Annotated in this window: 22 protein-coding genes; 17 read left to right on the forward strand and 5 right to left on the reverse strand. The window is 57.5% G+C overall.

Going from position 1 to position 25,310, the window contains the following annotated elements:
- Positions 1-12 precede the first annotated feature (12 nt).
- On the reverse strand, positions 13-2,829 hold the full coding sequence (locus tag HALTITAN_RS20765; protein ID WP_039860363.1) for a DUF349 domain-containing protein: 2,817 nt from the start codon (positions 2,827-2,829) through the stop codon (positions 13-15).
- Positions 2,830-3,055: 226 nt separating this feature from the next.
- On the opposite strand from HALTITAN_RS20765, the gene minC reads away from it, so the two are divergent.
- From minC to sbcB, 4 genes are all read left to right on the forward strand, one after another.
- Positions 3,056-3,802, forward strand: a complete 747-nt coding sequence (minC, locus tag HALTITAN_RS20770) for a septum site-determining protein MinC (RefSeq protein WP_027957729.1) — start codon at positions 3,056-3,058, stop codon at positions 3,800-3,802.
- A 157-nt stretch (positions 3,803-3,959) separates the two neighbouring features.
- Positions 3,960-4,778, forward strand: coding sequence for a septum site-determining protein MinD (gene minD / locus HALTITAN_RS20775; RefSeq protein WP_027957730.1), 819 nt, complete (start codon positions 3,960-3,962; stop codon positions 4,776-4,778).
- Positions 4,775-5,026 carry a cell division topological specificity factor MinE gene (gene minE, locus HALTITAN_RS20780; protein ID WP_007111776.1) on the forward strand — a complete coding sequence of 84 codons (252 nt, stop codon included), beginning with the start codon at positions 4,775-4,777 and terminating at the stop codon, positions 5,024-5,026. The genes minD and minE overlap by 4 nt, the downstream gene beginning before the upstream one ends.
- Positions 5,027-5,107: 81 nt before the next feature.
- Complete coding sequence (gene sbcB, locus HALTITAN_RS20785) at positions 5,108-6,601, forward strand: exodeoxyribonuclease I (protein WP_039860366.1); 1,494 nt, start codon at positions 5,108-5,110, stop codon at positions 6,599-6,601.
- A gap of 39 nt (positions 6,602-6,640) precedes the next feature.
- Here sbcB and HALTITAN_RS20790 read toward each other — a convergent pair whose 3' ends face one another.
- Positions 6,641-9,508, reverse strand: a complete 2,868-nt coding sequence (locus HALTITAN_RS20790; protein WP_027965460.1) for an insulinase family protein — start codon at positions 9,506-9,508, stop codon at positions 6,641-6,643.
- A complete protein-coding gene (locus HALTITAN_RS20795) occupies positions 9,508-10,194 on the reverse strand; it encodes an SOS response-associated peptidase (RefSeq protein WP_009288261.1) in 687 nt (228 codons plus the stop codon). Before HALTITAN_RS20795 ends, HALTITAN_RS20790 begins: the two co-directional genes overlap by 1 nt.
- A gap of 192 nt (positions 10,195-10,386) precedes the next feature.
- On the opposite strand from HALTITAN_RS20795, the gene HALTITAN_RS20800 reads away from it, so the two are divergent.
- Positions 10,387-11,001 carry a TetR/AcrR family transcriptional regulator gene (locus HALTITAN_RS20800; protein WP_027957733.1) on the forward strand — a complete coding sequence of 205 codons (615 nt, stop codon included), beginning with the start codon at positions 10,387-10,389 and terminating at the stop codon, positions 10,999-11,001.
- Between the two features lie 53 nt (positions 11,002-11,054).
- Entirely contained in the window at positions 11,055-11,663 is a 609-nt protein-coding gene (locus HALTITAN_RS20805; protein ID WP_217920682.1) for a 1-acyl-sn-glycerol-3-phosphate acyltransferase, read from the forward strand.
- Between the two features lie 15 nt (positions 11,664-11,678).
- Here HALTITAN_RS20805 and HALTITAN_RS20810 read toward each other — a convergent pair whose 3' ends face one another.
- Positions 11,679-12,953: an HlyC/CorC family transporter gene (locus tag HALTITAN_RS20810; protein ID WP_009288263.1), complete on the reverse strand. Its 1,275-nt coding sequence runs from the start codon at positions 12,951-12,953 to the stop codon at positions 11,679-11,681.
- Between the two features lie 105 nt (positions 12,954-13,058).
- Complete coding sequence (locus tag HALTITAN_RS20815) at positions 13,059-13,856, reverse strand: cytochrome C assembly family protein (protein WP_009288264.1); 798 nt, start codon at positions 13,854-13,856, stop codon at positions 13,059-13,061.
- 370 nt (positions 13,857-14,226) lie between these two features.
- Here HALTITAN_RS20815 and ffh point away from each other — a divergent pair, with 370 nt between their 5' ends.
- From ffh to HALTITAN_RS20870, 11 genes are all read left to right on the forward strand, one after another.
- Positions 14,227-15,627, forward strand: a complete 1,401-nt coding sequence (gene ffh / locus HALTITAN_RS20820) for a signal recognition particle protein (RefSeq protein ID WP_009288265.1) — start codon at positions 14,227-14,229, stop codon at positions 15,625-15,627.
- A gap of 311 nt (positions 15,628-15,938) precedes the next feature.
- Entirely contained in the window at positions 15,939-16,187 is a 249-nt protein-coding gene (rpsP, locus tag HALTITAN_RS20825) for a 30S ribosomal protein S16 (protein ID WP_039860370.1), read from the forward strand.
- Positions 16,188-16,249: 62 nt separating this feature from the next.
- Positions 16,250-16,795: a ribosome maturation factor RimM gene (rimM, locus tag HALTITAN_RS20830; RefSeq protein ID WP_009288266.1), complete on the forward strand. Its 546-nt coding sequence runs from the start codon at positions 16,250-16,252 to the stop codon at positions 16,793-16,795.
- 101 nt (positions 16,796-16,896) lie between these two features.
- Positions 16,897-17,664: a tRNA (guanosine(37)-N1)-methyltransferase TrmD gene (gene trmD, locus HALTITAN_RS20835; RefSeq protein WP_027957737.1), complete on the forward strand. Its 768-nt coding sequence runs from the start codon at positions 16,897-16,899 to the stop codon at positions 17,662-17,664.
- 140 nt (positions 17,665-17,804) lie between these two features.
- Entirely contained in the window at positions 17,805-18,161 is a 357-nt protein-coding gene (rplS, locus tag HALTITAN_RS20840) for a 50S ribosomal protein L19 (protein WP_027957738.1), read from the forward strand.
- Between the two features lie 130 nt (positions 18,162-18,291).
- Positions 18,292-19,173, forward strand: coding sequence for a site-specific tyrosine recombinase XerD (gene xerD / locus HALTITAN_RS20845; RefSeq protein ID WP_009288267.1), 882 nt, complete (start codon positions 18,292-18,294; stop codon positions 19,171-19,173).
- A complete protein-coding gene (locus HALTITAN_RS20850; protein WP_039860374.1) occupies positions 19,148-19,951 on the forward strand; it encodes a DsbC family protein in 804 nt (267 codons plus the stop codon). The genes xerD and HALTITAN_RS20850 overlap by 26 nt, the downstream gene beginning before the upstream one ends.
- A 110-nt stretch (positions 19,952-20,061) precedes the next feature.
- Positions 20,062-21,378 (forward strand): homoserine dehydrogenase, encoded by a 1,317-nt coding sequence (locus tag HALTITAN_RS20855; protein ID WP_009288268.1) that lies wholly within the window; start codon positions 20,062-20,064, stop codon positions 21,376-21,378.
- Between the two features lie 6 nt (positions 21,379-21,384).
- Positions 21,385-22,773 carry a threonine synthase gene (thrC, locus tag HALTITAN_RS20860; protein WP_039860377.1) on the forward strand — a complete coding sequence of 463 codons (1,389 nt, stop codon included), beginning with the start codon at positions 21,385-21,387 and terminating at the stop codon, positions 22,771-22,773.
- A gap of 7 nt (positions 22,774-22,780) precedes the next feature.
- Complete coding sequence (locus HALTITAN_RS20865; protein ID WP_027957741.1) at positions 22,781-24,592, forward strand: single-stranded-DNA-specific exonuclease RecJ; 1,812 nt, start codon at positions 22,781-22,783, stop codon at positions 24,590-24,592.
- A 45-nt stretch (positions 24,593-24,637) separates the two neighbouring features.
- A complete protein-coding gene (locus tag HALTITAN_RS20870; RefSeq protein ID WP_009288269.1) occupies positions 24,638-25,267 on the forward strand; it encodes a YitT family protein in 630 nt (209 codons plus the stop codon).
- Positions 25,268-25,310 lie beyond the last annotated feature (43 nt).

A 25,310-nucleotide genomic window follows, 5' to 3' on the forward strand; every position in this document is an offset into this window, starting at 1 on the left:
TCTTGCTAACGCTTAAGGTAGCGGGACTCGCGCTAGTCGGCTAAGCAGGTTATCCAGCTCTTCTACTTCAGTGTCCCATAGCGTGGCTGGCATTGGCCCTAGCGCCAATAGCGCGACCAAGATGTTGATCACTTCTTGATCACGGCTGCGCTCTTGATTGAAGCCTTCATTCAAACGCTCTACCTGAATCGCCAAGCGCAGCGGCTCATCGCTCTGCCGCACGCTACCCACGGCCAGCATCGAGAGGTGCACTCTCAGTCTGGCGAGGGAGTCGGCGATGCGAGTGTGATCAGCGTCTGATAGCGGTACCGCTACGCTATGGCGCTGTTGATTGCGTGCGTTATGCGCCTCATTAAAGGCGGTAGGCAGTGAAGTGCCGAGAGCCGCTTGTGCGTCCACGTTGCTTGGGATCCCTTCGTCGAGGTAGCGCTGGTCGGCAGTCAAGTGAGCGCTCACTAATGGCATGATCGCATGCCACTGTTGAACTGTATCGGCAACCGCCAGACGGTTTAAGCGTTCTCTGCGCGCACGCACGATGCCACTCATCCGCCGCTGCATGCCTTCGCTGCGCCGATTGCGTGGCAACGGCTCAAGTTGATTGGCTTGTTCGATAAAGCGCTCCAACGTGGCCGACTCACTCGCCTCAATCGGCTGCCAGCTATCCATTTCGTCGATGAGGGCTTGCATCTCATCAAGCTGCTGTTGCTGGCGCGCTGCCTGCTCAGTTTTATGCGCATCGCGCTGGGCAAAGAGTTGATCACATTCGTGGCGGAAGGTTTTCCACAGCGTTTGCTCTTCGCCTTTGGGTGCCCGGCCCAGGGCCCGCCACTGCTGCTGCAGCTGTTTGGTCAAGTGAATGCGCTGTGCAAGAGGTTGGCTTTCGTCGCTGCGCAGCGCGCTCACCTGGCTGATCAGATCCCGTTTTTGCGCGGCGATAGTTTCAGCGCGCTGATCGATCAACGCCTGTAGCTGATGGCGAATGACACCAAAGCGCCGCCCAACGGACTCGGAGCGTTCACGGGGAACGGGGCTGTAGTGTCGCCACTGGTGGCGCGCTTTGTCGCGGATTTGCCGTAGCACATCGGGGTCGGCGTCTTCGGCGGGCTGAGCCAGCAGGTTTTCCAACTGATCGCACAGCGCTTCGCGGGCTTGAAGGTTTGCCTCACGCTCTTCGCTGAGCTGGTCTCGCCAAGGGGCGAGACGTTCGTGGATGCGATCCGAGGCGCTGCGAAAACGAGCAGACTGTTCGCGGTTAGCCGCCGCATCTCCCAGTGATTTCCACTCTTTGACCAGTTGGCGATGGTGGCGGTCAAGTGCTTCTTCCGCCATATGGCGGTCATTCGAGAGGGTTTCGATGCTGTCACATAGCTGCTCGCGCTTTGGCCCGGCGACAAACCCCCGCCAATCGCGTAATTCCGCGAGCCGGGCGGCTAAGTGCTTTAAGCGCGTTTTGAGCGGTTGAGCGGCTGGGCTTTCCAGCGCTTCAATGCGCGGCTTTAGCCGCTGATGCAGACGGCTGGCACTTTTAAAGGCGCCGCGCTCTAACAAGTGCTCAAAGGTGTCGAGTTCTGCGCCATGTGCTTTTAGGGAGGCGTTGTCTTCTGTCGGCTGCGAGGGCGTAGTGTTTTCAGCGTTGAGGGCCGCTTGGGCACGGCCGAGCAGCGCGGGCGGCGTTAAGGCATCCGGCCATTGGCATTCGCTCATCAGCGTGGCGAGGGTAGCGTGGTCGCCGTTGGCCAATGCGGTTTCGATGGGGGCGCTTGCCGCGCACCAGCGCTGCCATGCCTCTAAGCACTGGTCGTAGTGATGAATCGCCAACGTGTAGCGCTGGCGCATGGTCTCACTGGGCGGATGGATATCAGAAAGCGCCTGCCAGCGTTGGCCTAATAGTTGGCGCTGGGCGCGCAGGCTGTCGATATCCTGCACGGTCATGGCTGAGGCGTGGCGCAGGCCATCAAGGGTTTCTTCGATGCCTTCAAGCAGCTGTTCGCGGGTGTTTTCGGCTTCTTCACGGCGCTCGTCGCTCTGCTGGCGCGCCTGCTCCTGGGTTTCGTGGTCGTGAAGCGTCTTGCGGCAATTGAGCACCGCTTGATGAAAGCGCTGCTCTTGCTCCACGCTTGGCGGCTGGTTCAACTGTTCCCACTGCCGTTCAAGGTGGCGAAAGCGGCCGCCATAGAGGGGTTCCCAAGGCGCACGGGCGTGCTGCTCTAATTGATTCAGGAGCGTTTCGCGTTGCTGCGCTTCTGCTTCTAGCCACTGGGCGTCGCTACGCAAGCGGTTGAGGCGTTCCCGTGCCAGACGCACCACTTGGCGGTCGCGGCGGGCCTCTTTTAACAACCGTTTTAGCCCCTCTTCGCCCTCAATGCGTTCGGCAGCCTGATGGCGAACGGCGGCCACGCCGTTGTGGCAAGCTTGATGAATCAGATCATTTTCATCGCCCAGCTTGCTCAGTGCGGTCAAGCGTAGATTCAGGTTGTCACCCTGCAGGGCCACCGCGCTCAGTACCCGCGGCTCTTCGATCTGTTCCACCAAGGATTGGCGTTGGTGCAAGTCGGTATGGCCTTCACGCCCGCTGAGCCGTTGGCAAATAGCATTGAACCAGGCCTCATCCTGCTGGTGGTGCGAGTAAGCGTCGACCAGGCCTGCGCAGTCATCCAGGGCTAGCAGCGCGGCTAGGCGAATCTGGCTGTCGCTATCTTGAGTGAGCGACTGCAGCGCTTGGCGCTGCTCTGCTTGCTCAGGGTTCAATCGCTGGAGGGCCTGACGGCGCACCTCGGGGTCAGGGTGCTGCCACCGAGGTGCGAACAGTCGTCTTAACAGTCCGTGCATGAATCATCCTGCTAGTATGAAATGCGTAGCATGAAAAAAGCGGCTCAGTGGTTGCAGTCACCGGCGCTGTCGCTTAGCTTGGCCTTACTATGGTGTGATAAACGTCTATTTTCTAGGCCACACTGCTTCTAGACCACACTGTTTTTAGACTACAGTGTTTCTAGACGACGAAATGCGTGATAGTACGCTACCTTTATCTTATCTGAACATGACGGGGAGTTCGGCCATGAGCCTTAACGTGGATAGTGCCGTAGTGGCCTTTACCTTCAAAGGGGGCATGTTGCCGATGACCGTCATGGAGCTAAGTAGTGCTGATCCGGAGCAAATCCGGCAGCAGTTGGCTGGCAAATTCTCCCAGTCTCCTGCTTTCTTTCAGCATACACCGGTTGTGCTCAGCGTGGAAAAACTCGATGAACCCCACTTAGCCCTTGAACGCATTTGTGCTGTGTGCCGTGACCACAAGCTGTTGCCGGTGGCCGTACGCGGTGGCACCGAGCCGGTGCGCCAATCGTCCTGGGCGCTGGGGTTGGGGTGGTTTCCACCAGTGGCAGAGGGCCGTGCCCGGGGGCTTGAAAGTGTCAGTAATTCGCCAGTGCAAGAAGTCTCCCGTGAGGAGGCAGTAAGTGAGGCGGAAGCGCCAACGCTCGCTACGCGGCTTTATCGCGGTACCGTGCGGTCGGGGCAGCAAGTAAGCGCCTCTGATGGAGATTTAGTGGTGATTGGGGCGGTGAATGCCGGTGCAGAAGTGCTGGCCGCTGGCAGTATTCATGTTTATGGCGCGCTGCGTGGCCGTGCGTTGGCGGGTATTCATGGCAATATCCAAGCGGGTATTTACTGCCGCGAATTGGAGGCTGAACTGCTTTCAGTGGCAGGTAATTACAAACGCTCTGAAGATATTGATGCGCAGCTTCTGGGGCGGCCCGCAGAAGTTCACTTTACAAAAGAACAGCTTGAAATTAAGCCACTGGGCTAAGGTATTTGTATGAGGCTGCGTTGGTGCTTCATGCCTAGCGACGCCGAAGACGCTATCCGTTACAGTATGGCATGTTGATGACATTGACGTTCCCGTTATGCGCAGAGCGCCAGCTGTCTCGCGCTCGCGACGAACGACTTCAAGAAGGAAGTGACTCTTGGCCAAGATAATTGTAGTGACCTCTGGTAAAGGAGGGGTCGGTAAAACCACTAGCGCGGCAGCCATCTCTACGGGGCTTGCGCTGCGCGGTAAAAAAACAGTCGTAATTGATTTTGATGTGGGCCTGCGGAATCTCGACCTGATCATGGGCTGCGAACGACGCGTGGTGTATGATTTAGTCAACGTGATTCAAGGCGAAGCGGGGCTTAACCAGGCGCTGATTCGTGATAAGCGCGTCGAGAATCTGTTTATTTTGCCAGCTTCTCAAACCCGTGATAAAGACGCCTTGACCCAAGAGGGGGTCGCGGAGATTCTGGAGAAATTGAAAGAAGATTTCGATTTCATTCTTTGCGATTCACCTGCCGGTATTGAGCGTGGTGCACAGTTGGCCATGTACTTTGCCGACGAGGCGATTGTGGTCACCAACCCGGAAGTGTCGTCAGTGCGCGACTCTGACCGTATTTTGGGGCTGCTGGCCTCTAAAACCCGACGTGCCGAACAGGGCGAAGACCCTATCAAAGAGCACCTGTTGGTGACTCGCTATAATCCCGAGCGTGTGACCTCAGGCGATATGCTGACGCTCGATGATATCCGCGAAATTTTGGCGATTAACCTGCTGGGCTTGATTCCTGAGTCTGAGGCCGTGCTGCGTGCCTCTAATCAGGGCGTGCCCGTTACCCACGATATCTCCAGCGATGCGGGCCAAGCGTACAGCGATACGGTATCGCGCCTGCTCGGCGAAGACATGCCGCTGCGTTTCCATGAAATGCAACGCAAAGGCCTGCTGAGCCGTATGTTCGGGGGAGGTCGTCGATGAAACTGCTTGAGTTCTTGAAGCGTGAGCGCAGAAAATCCGCCTCGGTAGCCAAAGAACGTTTGCAAATTATTGTGGCGCATCAGCGTAGCCAGCGCGGGCAGCCCGACTATATGCCGATGCTTGAGCGCGAGCTACTTGAGGTGATCCGTCGCTATGTCCATGTGGATGACGACGCCATTCAAATCTCCTTGGACAGCGAAGACAACTGCTCAGTGCTTGAACTGAACGTTACGCTCCCCAAAAGCTAACCCTAAGCGCTGAAGACGCGGCGAAAGGGGCGGCGGGTGTGCTAGGCTTGGGCTTTTAACTGCCCAGCGGAGTGATTGTTCATGGCGCCACCCAATGCTGCCCCTGCCAGTTTTCTATGGCATGACTATGAAACCTTCGGGGCGGATCCGCGTCGCGATCGGCCCGCACAGTTCGCAGCCCTGCGCACTGATGCTGACCTGAACGAGATCGGCGAGCCGATCGAGCTCTACTGCAAGCCCGCCGATGATTACCTGCCTCATCCTGCCGCCTGTTTGATTACCGGTATTACGCCTCAAAAAGCCCAACGCCATGGTTTGCCCGAAGCAGAATTCGCGGGCGAGATTCAGCGCCATATGAGTGAGCCGGGCACCTGCGTGGTGGGTTACAACAGCCTGCGTTTTGATGACGAAGTCTCCCGCCATCTGTTTTACCGCAATTTGCTCGACCCTTATTCCCGTGAGTGGCAAAACGGCAATTCCCGTTGGGATTTAATCGATGTTGTGCGCGCCTTTTATGCGCTGCGTCCTGATGGCATTGAGTGGCCGCTGCGCGAAGACGGCGCACCCAGCTTCAAGCTTGAGCACTTAACTGCAGCTAACGGCATTGCCCATGAGGGTGCCCACGATGCGGTAGCCGATGTACGGGCCACGATCGCGTTGGCCCGCTTGCTCAAGGCGCGCAATGCGAAGCTGTTCGACTATTTACTCGGTTTGCGCGGTAAGCGCGCGGTGGCTAAGCAGCTTGACCTGCCCAACGCCAAACCGCTGCTGCATATCTCCCGTCGTTATCCCGCCAGCCGGGGCTGTAGTGCGTTAGTCATGCCGCTGGCCGAACACCCGACAAATCCTAATGGGGTGATCGTTTACGATTTGAGCGTTGATCCTAGCGATATGCTGAGTATGTCGGCGGAGCAGGTTCGTGAGCGCGTGTTTGTCAGTCAGCAGGATCTAGCCGAAGGCGAGGCGCGGATTCCGCTGAAGGTGATTCATATCAACCGTTGCCCGGTGGTGTTTCCCGCCAGTGCTTTGAAAGACGTTGAGGGGCCTCAACAGGGTGAGTATGGCACCATCGTCGCGCGCTTAGGCTTGGATGTGGTGGCTTGTCGGCAGCACTGGAAAGCCCTGCGCGATGCCAGCGGTGTCGCCGCAAAAGTCGCAGAGGTATTTAGTGCTGGCTACGACGATGCGCCACAAGACCCTGATCTAATGCTCTACTCAGGCAGTTTCTTCTCGGCTGCCGACCGTCAGCAGATGGAGCGGGTGCGAGAGATGGAGCCGTGGGATTTGGTAGGGCAGCGCTTTGCGTTTCAGGATCCGCGCTTGGAAGAGATGTTGTTTCGCTTTCGTGCACGCAGTTACCCCGACACGTTGGAAGGCGAAGAGCGCGAGCAGTGGGAAGCGTTTCGTTGGATGCGGATCAATGATCCGGCCCTGGCGGGCTTTACCCTCAAGGCGTTTGCGCGGGAAATCGCTCAGTACAATCAGCAAACCCTTACTGATCGCGAGCGGCAGATTTTGGAAGAGCTGGTGATGTTCGTGGAAGCCATGATGCCGGCTCAAGCATTTGACGCCTGAGCCGGTACCCGTTTAGGTCACTCCTGTAGGGAGTTCTCTTTACGCATTGTCATCACGCACTTTGGGCAGGGGTGAGCGCTCTTCACGATAATCGCTGACATCGCTGGGTTCGTCGCCCGGATTAAAGCGTATATCCAGGGTGTGCTCGCGCAACGATGGCCATAGGGCCTTAATATCCTCAAGGCTAACGTTCAGCACTAGTTCGGCCAGTTGGTCGCGGCGATCAAAGCGCACATCTTCCAACGCGGTGGCTTGCCAATAGCGGTTGGCCATGCCCGCAAGGCTGGTATCGCGCTGGCGTAACTGGTCGTGAACAGCCTGGCGATAAGGCGCTAAGTCAGCGTCGCTGAGTTGTTCAAGGCGCTGGTTAGCCTCATCAAGAAACACATCCATGCGTTCGGCGATGGTGCCGCTATCCACGTCGGGTGATTGCACCATAAGGGCAACCCCTGGCGCTTCGAGCAGCGGCGAATAGCCGGCGTTGACGATGTAGCCGAGCTGCTGCTCGGTGCGCAGTTGCTGGTAGAACGGTGTTTCCAGCCACTGGGCGATCACCGCGGTGGTGGCTTGTTCCTCTGGCGTCTGATCGCGGCCTTGCAGATAGCGCAGAACCAAGGACTCATCCCGAGAGCTGTGAGGGTGCAGCACGCTGTGCTCATCACTTGCTGCAAGCGGGGTGAGGTTAGCAATATCGTCGCGGTTTAACCGCGGTTTTAGCCTGGCACGCATCAGCTGTGTTTGTTCACGCGCCAGGTCAGCGTCCAGGTTGCCCACCGCCATGGCATCGACGTACAGGTTATCTAGAAAGCGCTGGCGAAAATCTTCCAGGTGACCACTGTCAAAGCGCTCGCTGGCGGCGAGAAGTTCAGCGGTAGACCATTGTGGTGTGAGTAGGGCTTCGCCCAGCGTGCGGCTAGCTTGACCGTAGAGCGATGCTTGGGGCGCATTGCGCCACTCGCGCTGCAGCTGATAACGCACCCGCTCGAAAGCGCTGTCGGTAATTTCTGCGTGCGCTAATTGCTCAAGCGCTTGTTCAATCAGCGGGGTTTGGCCATCACGCCAGCCTGAGAACGATAGTGTCATGCCCCTGGCGTGGGGATAAGCGCTAAACGACTGCCCTGCCAACCACGCTGGGTAGAGGGATTCATTCAAACTGTCGTTAAGCCAGCTGGCGAGTAGCCGAGTGAGCACTGCTTCATGGGCGGAGTAGCTGGCGGTGGGGCTTTGCAGACTGACCCGCCACTCAACTGTGGGAGTATTAAAGCGCTCATCCTGCATGTGCCAAGCGGTAAACGATGGTGTTTCGACCAGCAGGCTGGGGCGCTCATCCTGGCCTTCCAACAGCGTCAGGTCACTGGCGATAAAGGGGTTGGGCCCCGGGAGTGCCAAACCGCTCAGGGGTTGGCCCGGCTGTTCGGGTACTTGCTCGTCCCATTGGGTATTGAACCAAGGGGAGACAGTGTCGCTTTCGATATCCGGTGCTGAGTAGAAGCGCAGCATGTTATCCGGCGTTAGCGCGTCAAGATAAACCTGCTGGCGCTCTGCATCGGGGCCATCCATACGGTAGGCCGCGTACTGCACGTCCTCTACCGGGTAGCGAGATAGGCTCATTGAAAGGCGAGTGGCTTCCTGCTGTGGGGCGCCATACTGCTGAAAGCGGAAGGCCTGCTCATTGAGTTTTGCCTGCTCTTCGTAGCGCCATTCGGCGAGGGCATCATTACGCAGTTGATCAATGGCGGCAAACAGGGTGGCTTCAATATCGTCCAAGCGTTCGGCGCCTGCGGGCGTCAGACTGATGGAAATAGTGAATAGTGCTTCGTTGCCATCGCCGCGCCCCACACCGGCGGAAAGCCCATCGGCCAGTCCTGCATCGCGCAGTACCGCTAACAGGCTACCTTCACCTTCATCGCCAAGCAGGTGGGCGATTACCTGGGTCGGCTTTGTACGGTAGTCCTCAGTGGGGTCGGGTACTGGGAAGTAGAAGCGTAATTGACGACGATCCTGCAGCGACTGGCGCTCGATATAGCGGGGTAGCGTGTCTGAATCAACCAGCGGCGCGTCAATCGTCGGCACGCTTAAGTCGTTGTCGGGAATATCGGCAAAGCGCTCGGCTACCCACTCCTCCAACTGATCCAACGGCTGTGGTGCCACAATCGCCAGGTTCATTACATTGGCGTCGTAATGCTGGTGATAGAAATCGATCACCCGCTCGCGTAGCGTTGCCTCGCCTTCAGGCGGGCTGGCTAAGGTTTCCCGGCTACCCACGGCAAATCCGGTGGTGGGGTTGTCAGGGTTGAGCAGTTGGTTGAGCACATCGTTTTCGCGACGGGACTCATCACGAATACGCGCCATGTACTCCGAGTGAACGATATTGCGTTCGCTCTCCAGGTGGTCGGCGTTAAACAGCGGCGAGAGGAAAAATTCGCTGAAACGGTCAAGCGCGCCCGGCAGCGCCGATGGCTCAATATCAAAGAAGTAATTGGTATCCTGCTGCGCGGTGAAGGCGTTGTGAGAGCCCGCGTTATTGGAAATATAGCGCTGGTAGGCATCAGATTCCGGGTAGGGCTCGGTGCCTAAAAACAGCATATGCTCTAGAAAGTGTGCTAACCCCTTAAGGTCATCAGGATCTTGGGCGCTGCCTACTCGCACATTCATCGACGCTGCCGCCTTGTCTGCCTCCGGGTCGCTGACCAGCAGCACATTGAGGCCGTTCTCGAGCGTCAAAACCCGGTAGTCGCGGCTGTCATAGGGGCTAATGATCGGGGTGACTGTGTCAGCAATGGCGTCGGCAACGGCGTCATCGGTGGCCGCGAAGGCCAGTGGTGTTAACGCGATGCTGGCGATAACGCCAATCACTGCGCACTGTGGGAAAACACGCCAGCGGGTTATGCAAGTGGATCGCAACATTACAGCTCCTGTGACACAGCCCAACGCAGCATCGACCCGGTAGGATGGGCACAGGCCGGTGACTGGTAGGCGGGATTATTGACATGTTTAGATACCGGAAAAGCGCCCAACAGTTCCAATGGTGCGGGTGCTAGCAGTGAATTAAGCGTTTCGGTATCGGTGTCTGGGTTGAGCCAGGCGGATAACGCATGGCTGGGTATAGTGACCGGCAGGCGGTCGGTTAACGGCGATAACAACAGGTTGGCGGGCACGGTGATCAGTGCGGCAGAGTCGGTAAACGCCGTTAACGTGGTGTGGTAGCGGCACCATAGTGCGCCCAATAGCAACGGCGCCCGGGATACCTGGGTCACTAAATAGGGTTGCTTGCTGCGGGGCTGGGTTTTCCATACATAGAAACCGCTCACCGGGATAACGCAGCGGCGCGCGCTAAAGGCATCGCGAAACATCGCCCGTGATTCAAGGGTTTCTGCCCGTGCGCAGTGGGGGGCGTGATCCAGCACCTCCAGCCAGGGCGGCGTCAGGCCCCAGAAAAGTGACGAGAGCCGGTACTGCCCCTGCTCTATGCGAATAGCGGAAATTGGCCTACGAGGCGCTAGGTTAGGCGACTCAATCAACGGTTCAGGAGTGGCTAGCGTTGGCAATAAGCGGGTCAGCGGTAAATTTTGCACATGCAATCGCCCCGTCATTAGCTATCTCCTTAAGCAGAATCGTCGTGGAAGTGTACCTGGATGGCGGGGGACTGCGCGCAATAAAGCACGAAATGTAGCGTTTTAGTGTCGAAAACAGTGTTCGATGTAAGGTATCCTATCTTATCCCTTGCTCCCGCTAAAGCGCAGTGAGGCTTCCTTCTTGTTTGCCGTTGACCTTAAGAGATTGCCATGGCCCGTCCTAGACAGCATGCGCCCGATGCCCTCCATGCGCAGGTCATGCACGCTTGTGATGAGTGGTTGGCTGAGCAGCCAGTCCATGGTCTCTCACTGCGTGCCCTGGCCAGAGAGGTCGGCTGTGCCCCCAGCACCCTATTGAAGCTATATGGCAGCTTCAATAATTTATTGCAGCACGTCAATGTGGAAACCTTGGCGCGTTTACAGCACACCATTACCAGCCTGATCGACGATGACCCTGAGCCATGGCTACGTTCGCTGGCGCGTGCCTACTGGCGGTTCGCCGAGCAGGATTGTTACCGCTGGCAACTGCTGTTTGATTACCCGCTGGCCCAAGAAGGCGAGCTTGATCAGCGTCAGAGCGATTTGATCGAAGCGCTGTTTACCCAAGTAGAAGCGTCGCTTAAATCCTACCAGCCAGCGCTGGATGATCTCGAAGCCCGCCGTTTGGGGCGCACGCTGTGGGGCAGCGTGCATGGTTTAGTTCAGCTAGGGCTTAATGAGCGATTGGGCTATTGGCAGGGTCAGCAATTAAAAGTAGATGAGCTGCTGGATCAACTGATGAGTACCATTCTGGCGGGCCTACGCCATCGTGAGGCGGCGACGTGAGTGGGTGGGTCAATGCGGCTCGTCAGGCGCTGCGCTGGCTGATCTTTGTCTCAATGCGCCTCTGCTACCGGCTGCAGGTGCATGGGCGTGAGCATATCCCTAAGCAGGGGGCCGCGCTGGTGGTGTGTAACCACGTCAGTTTTATGGATGCCTTGGTGTTAGGTGGTGCTAGCCCCCGACCGCTGCGCTTTGTGATGGATCAACCGATTTTTGACTCGCCTTGGCTTAAATGGTGGTTTCAGCTGGTTGGCGCAATCCCTATTGAGTCTGAACGACGCAGCCCCGGCGCCCTGAGACGCGCTCTGGATGACGTGAGCTCAGCGCTGCGCCAGGGGCAGGTCGTGATGGTCTTTCCTGAAGGGCGATTGACCCCTGATGGCGAAATTCACGCCTTTCGGCGTGGCCTAGAGGCTATTCTCGCCAGGGACGATGTGCCGGTGGTTCCGGCAGGGTTAGCAGGCTTGTGGGGGTCGTGGACATCTCACCATGATGGCAAGGCGCTAAAGAAGTGCCCTAAGCGTTTTCGGGCGCCGGTGAGCCTGCACTTTGGGCCCCCGCTCAACCGTCTGGACGCCGATGACATAGCGCTGCGGCGGTTTCTCGAAGCGCGGGTTAGGGCGCTAAAAGCGGCGGCTGACCAGGATCTGGCCAACCGCCATTAACTCGCTTATCATTGATTAGCGGCGTGGCGCCCGCAGCTTTTGCCAGCAGCGTGCTGAGGTAATGAGATTATCGCGGATCTCCAGAATCTCCATGCGCATATTGCCGATCTGTAGGCATGCTGGGCCTTCTGGGAAAGCTTCAAGGTGCTCAAGAATTAACCCGTTGAGCGTTTTGGGGCCATCGGTAGGCAGCTGCCAGCCGAGCATCTTGTTAATCTCACGAATATTGGCGGTGCCTTCAATCACATGGCTGCCATCGTCCTGCTGGTGAATCTCTTCATCTTCAGAGACATCGGTGGTGAACTCGCCCACGATCTCTTCTAGAATATCTTCCAGGGTGACCAAGCCCTCTACGTCGCCGTACTCATCCACCACAATGCCGATGCGCCGTTTCTGCTTTTGAAAGTTGAGCAGTTGGGTATGCAGCGGTGTGGACTCGGGAATAAAGTAGGGCTCCCGTGCTTCTTGAACAATCGATGCCTTGGTAACTTCGTCCCGGGAGAGAAAGCGTGCCGCGTTGCGCAGATGCAGCATGCCGATAATATTATTGATATCACCTTTATAAACCGGTAGCCGGGTATGCTGGCTGGTGCGAATCTGGGTCAAAATATCTTCGAGCGAATCATCCAGGTCGATACCCAGCACTTCGTGGCGTGGCACCATGATGTCGTTCACGGTGACGTTCTCAAGATCGAGAATAGATAGCAGCATTGCCCGGTGGCGGTAGGGGATCAGCGTGCCCGCTTCGTGAACCACCGTGCGCAGCTCATCACGGGTCAGGCTATCGCCCCCGTTATCAACGCTTTTAACGCCCACCAACCGGAGCAAGCCGTTAGACATCACGTTAACCAGCCATACGAGCGGGTAAAGCAGCTTTAGCAGCGGCTCAAGGGCGTAGGAGGTCGGGTAGGCGATCCGCTCGGGTTTAATCGCGGCGTAGGTCTTCGGCGTTACTTCGGCAAAAATAAGAATCGTGATGGTCAACAGAGCAGTAGAGATTGCAGGCCCAGATACGTCGCCGAAGAAGTGAATGGCGATAATGGTCGCAATTGAGGCCGCCAGGTTGTTGACGAAGTTGTTGCCGATCAGGATAACGCCAATCAGGCGGTCTGGGCGGGTGAGCAGGCGCATGACCCGTTTGGCTCTGCGGTCACCGCTGTTGGCTTGATGGCTCAAGCGGTAGCGGTTAATCGACATCATGCCGGTTTCAGAGCTGGAGAAAAACGCAGAAAGCAGTATCAGTAAGGCTAGCAGGCCGAACAGTAACCCCAGGGGGAAGTCGTCGCTCAAGTCGAAAAGTCCTTTGTGGCGGATTAGGCTCGATTTGTAGAAGGTAGCGAGTAGTGTGTCAAGACAACCAAAGGCGTGGTAACGCCCGCGGTAGCGGTTGAGCCGCTATCGATTGAGTACAACCTCAAGTACGAACTTACTGCCAAAGTAGGCCAGCACCAGCAGGCCGCAACCGCCCAGTGTCCAGCGCACGGCACGCATGCCGCGCCAACCAAAGCGATAACGACCAACCAACAGGGTCGTGAAGATTATCCAGGCCAGTAGCGAGAGTACGGTTTTGTGTGCCAAGTGCTGGGCAAAGAAATTGTCCAGGAAAATAAGCCCGCTAGCGATGGAGAGCGTCAGTAGGATAATGCCCGCCCACACCAGCTCGAACAGTACCCGTTCCATCGTGGTCAGCGGTGGCAGCGACTGCACAATGCCGCGAATATGATGGTGGCGCAGCGCCTGGTTCTGTAGGCCGACCAGCACCGCTTGGACGGCGGCAATCGCCAGCACGGCAAACGCCAGCGCTGAACTTATCGCATGCAATAAAATGCCCGGTGTAAGCCCGGTATGGCCGCCCTGATTCGGCAGCCACGTGGCGGCGAGTAGTGCAATACCCGCCAGCGGGAAGAGTGCAATCCCGGCGTTAAGCACCGGTTTAAACAGGCTGGCAACTAGCACGACGTTGACCGCAACCGCCATCAGCAATGTGGCGCTGGTGGTAAAGCCGGGCAGTAGGCCAGGGGATTGGCCGACTAATTTGACCACCACAGGAATGTGCAGCAGTAAGCCCAGCACAGCGAGCAGGCGCACCATGCCCTGGCGAGGCGGCACACGCCGGAACAGCGTCATGCCTTGCCAAATGGCAGCGGCAACATAAAGAACAAAAGCAATCGTGGCGAAAGGTAGCGCCTGCATGATGCTATCCGTGCGCCTTGCAGCGCGTTGCGGTGAATAAATAAACGAATTAAGTGTGATTACGACGAGAATCTATCCAACTACTATAACTAATCCAAGCGGCGTCGCCCAGCGGGGTAAACGCATGAAAATAGTTAAAGACTCGGAGTAAGTATGCAGGAATGCCAGGGAAAGCTGTAAGCAAGGGTCTTTCGCCATGGATGGCGAAAGTAGCGCCCATGGATGGGTTAACAGCGCCCTTGCGTCAGCTTGCCCAGGCAGGATCGCTGGCACTCGCCCATGGAGACTCAAAGCATGAGCGCGTATAATCTTTTTACTAATGAGTCCAGGGCGTGCGCGCCGACGGCAGTGACGGAGGCAGAGAGGCCCCATGTTCCAGAATCTAAGTGAGCGTCTTTCCCAGACGTTAAAGTCGATCAAGGGTCAGGCTCGCCTGACCGACGACAATATTAAAGATACCCTGCGCGAAGTACGCCGCGCACTGCTTGAGGCCGACGTAGCACTGCCGGTCATCAAGGAGTTTATTGAGCGCGTGCGCGAGCGGGCGGTCGGGCAGGAAGTATCTAAAAGCCTGTCGCCAGGCCAGCAGTTCGTCAAAATCGTCCAGCAAGAGCTGGAAGCGATTATGGGCGAAGCCAACGACGGCTTTGTGCTCAAGGGTTCCCCCGCCGTTGTATTGATGGCCGGCCTACAGGGTGCGGGTAAAACCACCTCTGTGGCCAAACTGGCCCGCTACCTGCGCGAACGCGAGAAGAAGAAGGTCTTGGTAGTGTCTGCCGACGTTTATCGCCCGGCAGCGATCGATCAGCTCGAAACCCTGGCCAAAGAAGTCGAAGTGGACTTCTTCCCCTCGCGCTCTGACCAGCAGCCGGTGGCGATTGCCGAAGCGGCCATCAAGCACGCCAAGATCCAGTTTCACGATGTGGTGCTGATTGATACCGCCGGTCGACTGGCGATTGATGAAGCCATGATGGCGGAGATCCAGGCACTGCATAAAGCGGTCTCGCCTCAGGAAACGCTGTTTGTCGTCGACGCCATGACCGGCCAGGACGCTGCTAATACCGCCAAGGCGTTCAGCGAAGCGCTGCCGCTAACCGGTGTGATTCTGACCAAAGCGGACGGTGATGCTCGCGGCGGTGCGGCGCTATCAGTACGTCACATTACCGGTAAACCGATCAAATTTATGGGTGTCGGTGAAAAAGTCGACGCCCTGGAGCCGTTCCACCCAGACCGAGTCGCCTCGCGAATCCTGGGGATGGGCGACATGCTGTCGCTGATCGAGGAAGCCGAGCGCACCGTCGATAAATCCAAAGCCGAGAAGCTGGCCAAAAAGGTCAAGAAAGGCGATGGCTTTGATTTAGAAGATTTTCGCGACCAACTTCAGCAGCTCAAGAAAATGGGCGGTATGGGCGGCCTAATGGGCAAGCTGCCCGGCATGGGGCAGATGGCTGAAATGGCCCAAGGCCCCGGCCCCGAGAAAGAGCTAGGTAAGCTGGAGGCGCTGATTAACTCCATGACGCCTAAAGAGCGCCGCAAGCCCGATATTATCAACGGCTCGCGCAAGCGCCGCATTGCCGCCGGTGCAGGCCTGCAAGTGCCCGACCTGAATCGTCTGCTTAAGCAGCATAAGCAGATGCAGAAAATGATGAAGAAAGCGGGCCAGAAGGGCGGCATGCAGAAAATGATGCGTGGCATGTCCGGCATGATGGGCGGCGGCGGCCCGGGTGGGCCCGGCGGAATGGGAGGCCCCGGTGGATTGCCGCGGCGCTAAGACGCCAATAGTAACGTACTGATGCGCTTGGTGAGGTTGACGACCTATCAGTTTTCTGGCTGTCAGGCTTTCCAAGCCGGGCGCATTTGCGTAGAATGCGGCCTCTTCATGCGTGGGTGCTGCCCAAATACGTCAAAACGTAGCAGTAGCAGCGCTCAATGAAGGCCTTAATGGTGTTAAAAAAGGTCATGCAAGCCGCTTTATGTGGTCGTGTGCCAGTTTAGCGCCAAGAAAACAGCACGACGAGTGTTCCGATAGCGGTTAGCGCTATAAACACACTCTCGTAACCTCAACCGAAGGATAGTTATCGTATGGTTACCATTCGTTTGGCCCGTGGTGGCGCCAAGAAGCGTCCCTTTTACCACCTGACCGTTACCGACTCGCGTAACGCTCGCGACGGTCGTTTCATCGAGCGTATCGGCTTCTTCAACCCGGTTGCCCGTGGTCAGGAAGAGCGTCTGCGCGTTGACCTAGAACGCGTTGTTCACTGGCAGAGCCAAGGCGCCCAGCTGTCTGGTCGTGTTGCTGAGCTGGTCAAAGAAGCACGCAAACAGGCTTAAGCCTGCTTGTGGGACTTGTTGTTTAAGAACGTATGAGTGCTGCTGGGTAGCTGAGGTCGTCGATGACGCGTTTTGAAATAAGCCAAACTGACGACACGCATGTGGTGCTAGGCAAACTGACTAGCCCTTATGGGGTGAAAGGTTGGCTCAAGGTGTATTCCTACACTAGCCCGATGGACAGCATTCTAGACTACCCAGAATGGTGGGTGCGCCAGGGTGAAACTCTTAAGCGCATAAGCATTGTTCAGGGACGTCGGCAGGGCAAAGGACTTGTAGTGCAGCTTGAAGGGGTCGATGACCGTAGTGCGGCGGAAGCATTAGCCCAAACGGATATCTTGATGCCCAAAGAGGCGCTGCCTGAGCTTTCCGACGATGAGTATTATTGGCATGAGCTTGAAGGCATGGCGGTCTTCACTCAGGCCGGCGAACGGCTAGGACGGGTAAGCTACCTGTTTGAAACCGGCGCCAACGATGTCATGGTGGTTCGCGGCGATTCAGAGTCAATCGACAAGCGCGAGCGACTGCTGCCATTTTTGCCAGACGACGTCATTATCGAAATCAGTTCCCAAGAGGGCCGTATGGTCGTCGATTGGGATCCTGAGTTTTGACCAAACTTATGAACAGTTTAAGCAATGATGCATCTACCGACTCAACCGAGTTGGATAGTGGCAGCGCGCCGGAAACGGCGAGCGAAGCAGCAGTGCCTGCAATGTGGATTGGTGTAGTGTCGTTGTTTCCTGAGATGTTCGACGCGCTCACGCAACAGGGTGTGGTCGGCAGAGCGGTAGAAAAACAGCGTATTGCACTGGAGTTTTGGAACCCGCGGGATTATGCCACTGACCGCCACCGCAGCGTCGATGACCGCCCCTATGGTGGTGGTCCAGGCATGTTGATGAAAGTCGACACCCTGCGCGCAGCGATCTTTGCCGCCCGGGAACGGGCGCAGAAAGCCACCGGCTTAGTGCCGACGGTGATCTACCTCTCGCCCCAGGGGCGTAAGCTGGATCAGCAGGGCGTTCAAGCACTGGCTTCCGCCGGGCCTTTAGTGGTCGTGGCAGGGCGCTATGAAGGCATTGATGAACGCGTGGTGGAGAGTGACATCGATGAAGAGTGGTCGATTGGCGACTATGTGTTGAGCGGCGGTGAGCTGCCAGCGATGGTGCTGATTGATGCAGCGGCAAGGCTGATTCCCGGTGTACTGGGTCATCAGGATTCCGCTATCGAAGACTCGTTTAATGACGGCCTGTTAGACTGCCCGCACTATACCCGTCCAGAAGTCATCGACGGGCGCCAAGTGCCGGATGTGCTGTTAAGTGGTAATCATGCAGCCATCAAGCGCTGGCGGTTAAAGCAGTCACTCGGGCGTACATGGCAGCGTCGCCCAGATCTGCTGGAAGGGCGGCCGTTAGATGCCGAACAGCGTAAGCTGTTGAACGAGTTTATCGAGGAACACGCTCTGTCAGCTAAAACTGAGTAGGCCAGAGCGGCGGTGCAGGGCGTATGCGCACCTGTGTCACCCATAACGACTCCCGCGTAGCTCGTTTCGAGCGCCGGGATCACGGCTTCCGCCACCCATGATTGAGCGGTCAAGCCAACACGTTATTCAGGAGTATGATGATGAGCAGTAAAAGCAAAGTGATCCAGGCGATCGAATCTGAGCAAATGGGCAAAGAAATTCCTCCCTTTGCCCCCGGCGACACCATTGTCGTTCAGGTAAAAGTAAAAGAAGGTACTCGCGAGCGTCTGCAGGCGTTTGAAGGTGTAGTCATCGGTAAGCGTAACCGTGGCCTGAACTCCGCTTTCACCGTGCGTAAAATTTCTCACGGCGTTGGCGTTGAGCGTACCTTCCAGACCTACAGCCCGCTAGTTGACTCTATCGAAGTCAAGCGTCGCGGTGACGTGCGTCAAGCCAAGCTTTACTACCTGCGCGAGCGCAGTGGTCGTTCTGCACGTATCAAGGAAAAGCTGGCTTAAACGCCACTGCTCCTCGGGCGCACGCTGTTCTCGAACAGGCGTCGCGCCCGGATACCAAGACCCCGTCACCGCTTTGCGGGGCGGGGTTTTGTTTATCCGCTCAACAAAAGCGGTTTGAGGTGACTAACGTATGAGCGTTATCGATGCATTTTTAGATGCTCTCTGGCTTGAGCAGGGCGCCAGCGATCATACGTTAGCCGCCTATCGGCGTGATTTAACCGCCTGGCAGAGCCACCTGGAGAGCCACGGTGAAGCCCTTCTGGCGCCGCCGCCGGAGCGCCTCAGTGAGTGGCTGGCCAGTCGCCGGGAGGAAGGCTATCAACTGCGCAGTAATGCCCGGCTGCTGTCGACGCTGCGCAGCTTCTACCGTTGGGGGCGTTTAAACAACCAAGTGGAAAGTGACCCACTGACTGATATCAAACTACCGCGGGTCATACCCGGCTTGCCTAATACCTTGGAAGAGGACGAAGTTGAGCGCCTACTCTTAGCGCCGGATACGGAGACTCCTTTGGGGGTTCGTGACCGTGCCATGCTGGAGCTGCTGTACGCCTGCGGCTTGCGGGTATCAGAGCTGGTAGGGCTCACTGGTGATGCGGTCAATCTGCGCCAAAACGTGGTTAGGGTGCGTGGTAAAGGCGATAAAGACCGCTTGGTTCCCATGGGAGAAGAGGCCGCAGATTGGCTGGCGCACTATATGCAGACTGCACGGTTGGCGCTGATGAGCGACCCAACACGCCCTGCGCTGTTTCCTGGGCGGGGTGACAAAGCGATGACCCGGCAAACGTTTTGGCACCGGATTAAGGTGCATGCCATAACGGCAGGGATTACCCGCCCACTGTCGCCCCATACGCTTCGCCATGCATTTGCCACCCATTTATTGAATCATGGGGCCAATTTGCGGGTCGTACAGCTGCTGCTGGGTCATAGCGATCTGTCGACGACCCAAATTTATACCCATGTAGCCCAGGCGCGCTTGGAAAGCCTACATGCTGAACATCACCCACGAGGTTGAATTGATGATGCGTCAACGCCGTTTTGTAACACTACCTTTACTGACACCTTCCTCGATGCTGGCGTGTTTGCTAACTGCCAGCCTGCTACCTTCCGCTGCACAGGCTGACGACGTGGCAGATCGTTTGGCTGAATCACTTAGCGTCAATGGCCAGTCGATGCCCGTGGAAGTGGTCACCGAAACGCCTATGGATGGCGTTTATCACGTGCGGTTGGAGAACGGCGAATCTTTCTACTCCAATGCAGACGGCAGCCACTTCCTGGTCGGTGACCTATATGAAAATGCACCCGACGGGTTGGTCAACTTAACCGAGCAAGAGCAGAACCAAGAGCGTGCAGATGCGCTAGCGGCAGTACCTGAGAGTGAGCTAGTGATCTTCCGCGGTGCCGAAGAACCGAAAGCAACAGTGACGGTATTTACCGATCCTACTTGCCCCTATTGCGCGCGGTTACACGACACCATTCCGGAGTTGAATGAGCGTGGTATCGCCATTCACTATATGGCCTTTCCCCGTGCGGGTATGGGCAGCCAGGCTGCCACCATGCTGCAGCAGGTGTGGTGCTCGGATAATCGCAGTGAAGCGATGACTCAAGCCAAAGAGGGCGAGACTATTTCCAGCGCAGCAGACTGCGACAATCCTGTGGCGGGGCAGTATGATCTGGGTAAGGCGCTGGGTGTACAGGGCACGCCAGCAATTATTTTGCCCAATGGGCAACTGGTGCCGGGCTTTGTGCCCCCCGAGCGGCTCTTTGCCATGTTAGGCTTAGATGACGAATGACGTCACATTGAAAGATAATACAAAGCGCTGAGGCACGGTCTTTAAGATCGAATTCAAAACCGTAATTAAGGCCAGCACCACCAGGTGCACAACACGAAAGGGGAAGTATTTTGAAACCGGTAAGAGTAGGTATTTGTGGTCTAGGTACTGTCGGTGGCGGCACCTTTAACGTATTGACTCGCAACGCTGATGATATTGCGCGTCGTGCTGGCCGCCCTATTGTGATTGAGCAGGTTGCTCACCGCAGTATTCATCCTGACTGCGATATTACCGGCATCAATGCCACCTCCGATGTGTTTGAAGTCGCGACCAACCCCAATGTGGATGTCCTGGTGGAGCTCGTTGGCGGTTACGATATCGCCCGCGAGCTGGTGCTCACCGCCATTGAAAACGGCAAGCACGTGGTCACCGCCAACAAGGCGCTGATTGCAGTGCACGGCAACGAAATCTTCAAAGCCGCTCACGAAAAGGGCGTCATCGTAGCATTCGAAGCTGCAGTCGCAGGCGGCATCCCGGTGATCAAATCGCTGCGCGAAGGCTTGGGTGCCAACCGCATTGAATGGGTAGCGGGGATTATCAACGGCACCGGCAACTATATTCTTACCCATATGCGCGATGAAGGCCGCGCCTTTGAGGACGTGCTCGCGGAAGCTCAAGCGCTAGGCTACGCCGAATCTGACCCCACCTTTGACGTGGAAGGTATCGATGCGGCACACAAACTGACGATTTTGGCCTCGATTGCCTACGGCGTGCCGCTGCAGTTCGAGAAAGCCTTCACCGAAGGCATTTCACGGATTACTGCGGAAGACGTCGAGCAAGCCGACAACCTTGGCTACGTGATCAAGCACCTGGGTATCTCCAAGCGTACCGATCAAGGCCTGGAACTGCGGGTTCACCCCACGCTGATTCCTAAAGAGCGCCTGCTGGCCAATGTTCATGGCGTAAAAAATGCTATTGCAGTAATGGGCGACGCGGTAGGGCCGACGCTCTACTACGGCGCTGGCGCCGGCGCCGAGCCGACTGCATCAGCGGTGGTGGCCGATTTACTCGACGTGGCGCGGGATATCTCCACCGAGCACCGCTACCGGGTGCCGTACCTGGCGTTTAGCGGCATCGACGAAGATGTCAGCCAACTGCCCATCATGCCGATGGAAGATATCATCACGGCCTACTACCTGCGCCTGCTGGCGGTGGATCGCCCCGGCGTGTTGGCGCGGGTGGCCACGATTCTATCTGAGCAGGGCATCTCGATCGAGGCACTGATTCAGAAAGAGGCGACCGAAGGCGAGCTGGTGCCGATCATTCTGCTCACACACCGTACTAAAGAGAAGCAGATGAACGCAGCGATTCGCGAAATCGAATCCATGGCCGATATTGCGGGCCCCGTCACGCGTATTCGCGTGGAAAGCTTGAGTGAAGGGGAGTAAGCCTAGATGCGCTATATCAGCACGCGCGGGCAGGCGCCCGCGCTCTCCTTTGAAGAAGTGGTGCTCACCGGTATGGCCAGCGACGGCGGCCTCTATGTGCCGGAAACAATGCCTGAGTTCTCCCGGGGAGAGCTGGCCGACATGGCCGGGCTCTCCTATGCGGAAATCGCCTTTAGGGTGATGAAGCCGTTTGTGAACGGTGAGATCGACGACGAGACCTTCCGCAACATCGTGACCGAGGCCTACGCGACCTTTAATCACGACGCCGTGCTGCCGCTCAAACAGCTGGATGCCAATCACTTCCTGCTTGAGCAGTTCCACGGCCCGACCCTGGCATTTAAAGACGTAGCGCTACAGCTGCTCGGCCGCCTGCTCGACCACTTCCTGAAAAAGCGTGGCGAGCGTGCGGTGATCATGGGTGCGACCTCTGGCGATACCGGCTCGGCGGCGATTGAAGGCTGTCGCCACTGCGACAACCTGGATATCTTTATCCTGCACCCGCACAACCGGGTCTCGGAAGTACAGCGCCGACAAATGACCTCGGTGCTGGCCAATAACGTCTTCAATATTGCCATCGAAGGCAATTTCGATGACGCCCAGGCGATGGTCAAGGCCAGCTTTGCCGATCAGTCGTTCCTCAACGGTACTCGCTTGGTCGCGGTGAACTCGATCAACTGGGCGCGCATTATGGCGCAGATCGTTTACTACATCGCCTCCGGCGTTGCGCTGGGTGCGCCGCACCGTGAAGTGAGCTTCTGCGTGCCGTCGGCTAACTTCGGCAACGTGTTTGCCGGTTATATGGCCTACAAAATGGGCCTGCCGGTGAAGCAGTTCATCATCGCCACCAACGCCAACGACATTCTGCACCGCACGCTGGCCGCCAACGACTTCTCCAAAAAAGAGCTAGCGGCTACTTTAGCGCCCTCCATGGATATCGTTGTGTCATCTAACTTTGAGCGCCTGTTGTTTGACGCCTACGACCGCGATGGCTTGGCCGTGGCGGCGCTGCTTGAGCGCTTCCAGCAGGAACCCACGGCGCTGGCCGATGCGCCGCTGGCCAAGCTGCGCGAGAAGTTCTCCAGCTACAGCGTGGACGATGCGACGATTCTGGAAGTGATCCGCGACGCCCATAAACGCACTGGTGAAATGCTCGACCCGCACACCGCCACCGGCTATCGTGCTGCCGAGCGTGCCCGGGCAGATCAGTCAACGCCAATGATTACCCTCGCCACTGCGCACCCGGCTAAATTCGCCGAGGCCGTTGTGAAGGCGGGCTTCCTGGGCGTGCCACTGCCGCCGCATATGGAAGACCTGATTGAGCGCGAAGAGCGCTACACAGTGCTCCCTGCGGAACTTGCCGCCGTGCAGCAGTACGTTGCGGAAAACCGGCGTTGACGTATTAATGGCCTCAGTGACTGATTTACCCCATCGCACGCTGTCGTCTAGCAAGGCCGGGCCGCGCTTAGAGCCTCGTCCAGTGGATGAGGCGCTTTATGCCCGCGCTCAGGCGGAAGGCCTAAGCGAACTGCAGGCGCGTTTGCTGGCCTCGCGCTTGCCGGGCTACAGCGGTGAGTTGCTACCGTTAATAGCACCTAGCCTGCGTTATTTGGCCCACCCGGAGAAACTGGCCGACGGTCGCCGCGCCGCCGAACGTATCGCTCAGGCGGTGGCAGAGGGTGAGGCCATCGGCATTCTCACCGACTACGACGTGGATGGCATTACCTCCCACGTGGTGATTAGGCGCACGCTGGTGGAGCTGTTTGGGGTGCCAGAGGGCAAGCTACATAGCCTGATTGGCCACCGTATTCACGACGGCTATGGGATTAGCCTACCGCTGGTAGAGCGCACCTTGGCTCAAAAGCCGTTTCCCACCCTGGTGATTACCGCCGATTGTGGTAGCTCTGATGAGCCGCGTATCGCGCGATTAAAAGCGGCAGGTATCGACGTGGTAGTCAGCGACCACCACGCCCTGCCCAGTGAGGGGCCGCCAAGCTCGGCATTCGCCTGTGTTAACCCTACCCGTGATGACTGTGAGTATCCCGACAAAACCATCGCTGGCTGTATGGTGGCGTGGCTGTTGATGTCACTCGCCCGCGGCGTGCTGATTGAGTGGGGGGCGCTATCAGAGTCGACGCCCAAGCTGTCGCCCTGGCTCTCCTACGTAGCTTTGGGCACCGTGGCTGACTGTGTCTCCCTAGGCGGTAGCCCCGCCAACCGCGCGGTGGTCAATCAAGGGTTAAAACTGATCAATCGTATGGATGCGGCGTGCTGGCGCGCTATGGCCACGCGCTTAGGCGCTGACAGTGTGCCGTTTAACGCCGAGACGTTAGCGTTTCAGATGGGGCCGCGTATCAATGCCCGCTCGCGGCTGGACGACCCCTACGCGGCGCTGCACTTTATGCTGGCCGAGAACGATGGGGTCGCCAATCGCCAGCTCGACGTGCTGGATCAGGATAACCAGTCCCGCAAAGCGATTGAGGCCGATATGGCCGCCGAGGCGCGCACTCTTGCCACAGCAGCTCTGGACGCCGATGAGCCCGCCGTGGTGGTGCTGCTTGAAGACGGGCACCCCGGCGTACAGGGTATCGTCGCCTCGCGATTGGTGCAGGCCTACGGGCGCCCGGCGCTGGTGCTAACACAAGCCTCGGCACCTGGCATGCTAACCGGCTCCGGCCGCTCGATTGATGGACTGCACCTGCGCGATGCCCTACAGCGTACCTTTGAGCTTGCTCCCCAGGCGCTGCCACGCTTTGGCGGTCATAGTGGTGCGGCAGGGGTGGGCGTGCCACGGGATCAGCTTGACGTCTTTAAAGCGGCTTTCTTGAGGGCCGTAGGCGAACAGCTGGAGGGACGAACGCTCTATCCGCGCCTATGGACGGATGGCGAGCTCTCCACGGCACAGCTTTCGCTGACCACCTTGCAAGAGATAGAAACCCTTGGGCCCTACGGGCGGGAGTTTGATCCGCCGCTGTTTGAAGGCCGCTTTATTGTCGAGGCGCTGCGCCCGGTGGGTGCTGACGGCGCGCACCTGATGCTGGAACTCTCCTCTGGCCCGGTGACCTGCAAAGCCATCTGGTTTCGTGCCTTAACGCCAGGGGAACTGCCTGGGTTTAACGTGGGGGATACACTGCACTGTGCTTATAAGCTTAACCGTAACCGCTGGCGCGGCCGCGAGACGCTGCAGTTGATGGTCGAGCACGCCAGCCCAATTTAAGCTGTACATCGCATCATCTACTGGCAACTTAAGTAAGGACGCCCCATGCGCGTGGAAGATTTACCCAAGGATCAGCATCGCCCCTATGAAGATATGATGGCGATGCTGCTGGGCACGTTCTTTGTTGCGCTGGGGGTAACCTTTTACACCCATGCGGTGCTATTGACCGGTAGTACGGCAGGCTTGGCGCTGCTGTTGAGCTACATCACCAGCAGCATTACCGGCTGGGGTTTTGGAGTGTACTTTTTTGCCATTAACCTGCCGTTTTACTACTTGGCGGTGAAGCGGATGGGGTGGAGTTTTACCCTACGCACCTTTGCCGCCATCGGCTTAGTATCGCTGTTTTCTGAGTTAACCCAAGGCTGGGTGCAATTTGCCAACTTGCCCTCGATCTACGCCGCCTTGATGGGCGGCGCGCTGATGGGCATTGGTATGCTGATGCTGTTTCGCCACCGTACCAGCCTGGGCGGTATCAATATCCTTGCGCTCTACTTACAGGATAAACACGGCCTGCGCGCAGGCTACGTTCAACTCGCCATCGATGGCGTTATTCTGTTGATTGCGTTAACGCAGCTACCGCTGGATCGTGTGGGTTATTCAGTGCTGGGAGCATTGACGCTAAACCTGATTATCGCCCTGAACCATAAGCCAGGGCGCTATATTGGGGTGAGCTAAAAACGTTTAGCCAAGCCAGAACCACCACACTATCAGTGCGATA

Source organism: Vreelandella titanicae BH1 (assembly GCF_000336575.1).
Classification (GTDB): Bacteria; Pseudomonadota; Gammaproteobacteria; order Pseudomonadales; family Halomonadaceae; genus Vreelandella; species Vreelandella titanicae.

Bases quoted from the DNA above. Each gene is read 5' to 3' on its own strand.
- HALTITAN_RS20765 (WP_039860363.1), bottom strand. From the start codon at position 2,829: ATGCACGGACTGTTAAGACGACTGTTCGCACCTCGGTGGCAGCACCCT.
- minC (WP_027957729.1), top strand. From the start codon at position 3,056: ATGAGCCTTAACGTGGATAGTGCCGTAGTGGCCTTTACCTTCAAAGGG.
- minE (WP_007111776.1), top strand. From the start codon at position 4,775: ATGAAACTGCTTGAGTTCTTGAAGCGTGAGCGCAGAAAATCCGCCTCG.
- sbcB (WP_039860366.1), top strand. From the start codon at position 5,108: ATGGCGCCACCCAATGCTGCCCCTGCCAGTTTTCTATGGCATGACTAT.
- HALTITAN_RS20790 (WP_027965460.1), bottom strand. From the start codon at position 9,508: ATGTTGCGATCCACTTGCATAACCCGCTGGCGTGTTTTCCCACAGTGC.
- HALTITAN_RS20795 (WP_009288261.1), bottom strand. From the start codon at position 10,194: ATGACGGGGCGATTGCATGTGCAAAATTTACCGCTGACCCGCTTATTG.
- HALTITAN_RS20800 (WP_027957733.1), top strand. From the start codon at position 10,387: ATGGCCCGTCCTAGACAGCATGCGCCCGATGCCCTCCATGCGCAGGTC.
- HALTITAN_RS20805 (WP_217920682.1), top strand. From the start codon at position 11,055: ATGCGCCTCTGCTACCGGCTGCAGGTGCATGGGCGTGAGCATATCCCT.
- HALTITAN_RS20815 (WP_009288264.1), bottom strand. From the start codon at position 13,856: ATGCAGGCGCTACCTTTCGCCACGATTGCTTTTGTTCTTTATGTTGCC.
- ffh (WP_009288265.1), top strand. From the start codon at position 14,227: ATGTTCCAGAATCTAAGTGAGCGTCTTTCCCAGACGTTAAAGTCGATC.
- rpsP (WP_039860370.1), top strand. From the start codon at position 15,939: ATGGTTACCATTCGTTTGGCCCGTGGTGGCGCCAAGAAGCGTCCCTTT.
- rimM (WP_009288266.1), top strand. From the start codon at position 16,250: ATGACGCGTTTTGAAATAAGCCAAACTGACGACACGCATGTGGTGCTA.
- trmD (WP_027957737.1), top strand. From the start codon at position 16,897: ATGTGGATTGGTGTAGTGTCGTTGTTTCCTGAGATGTTCGACGCGCTC.
- rplS (WP_027957738.1), top strand. From the start codon at position 17,805: ATGAGCAGTAAAAGCAAAGTGATCCAGGCGATCGAATCTGAGCAAATG.
- xerD (WP_009288267.1), top strand. From the start codon at position 18,292: ATGAGCGTTATCGATGCATTTTTAGATGCTCTCTGGCTTGAGCAGGGC.
- HALTITAN_RS20850 (WP_039860374.1), top strand. From the start codon at position 19,148: ATGCTGAACATCACCCACGAGGTTGAATTGATGATGCGTCAACGCCGT.
- thrC (WP_039860377.1), top strand. From the start codon at position 21,385: ATGCGCTATATCAGCACGCGCGGGCAGGCGCCCGCGCTCTCCTTTGAA.
- HALTITAN_RS20865 (WP_027957741.1), top strand. From the start codon at position 22,781: ATGGCCTCAGTGACTGATTTACCCCATCGCACGCTGTCGTCTAGCAAG.
- HALTITAN_RS20870 (WP_009288269.1), top strand. From the start codon at position 24,638: ATGCGCGTGGAAGATTTACCCAAGGATCAGCATCGCCCCTATGAAGAT.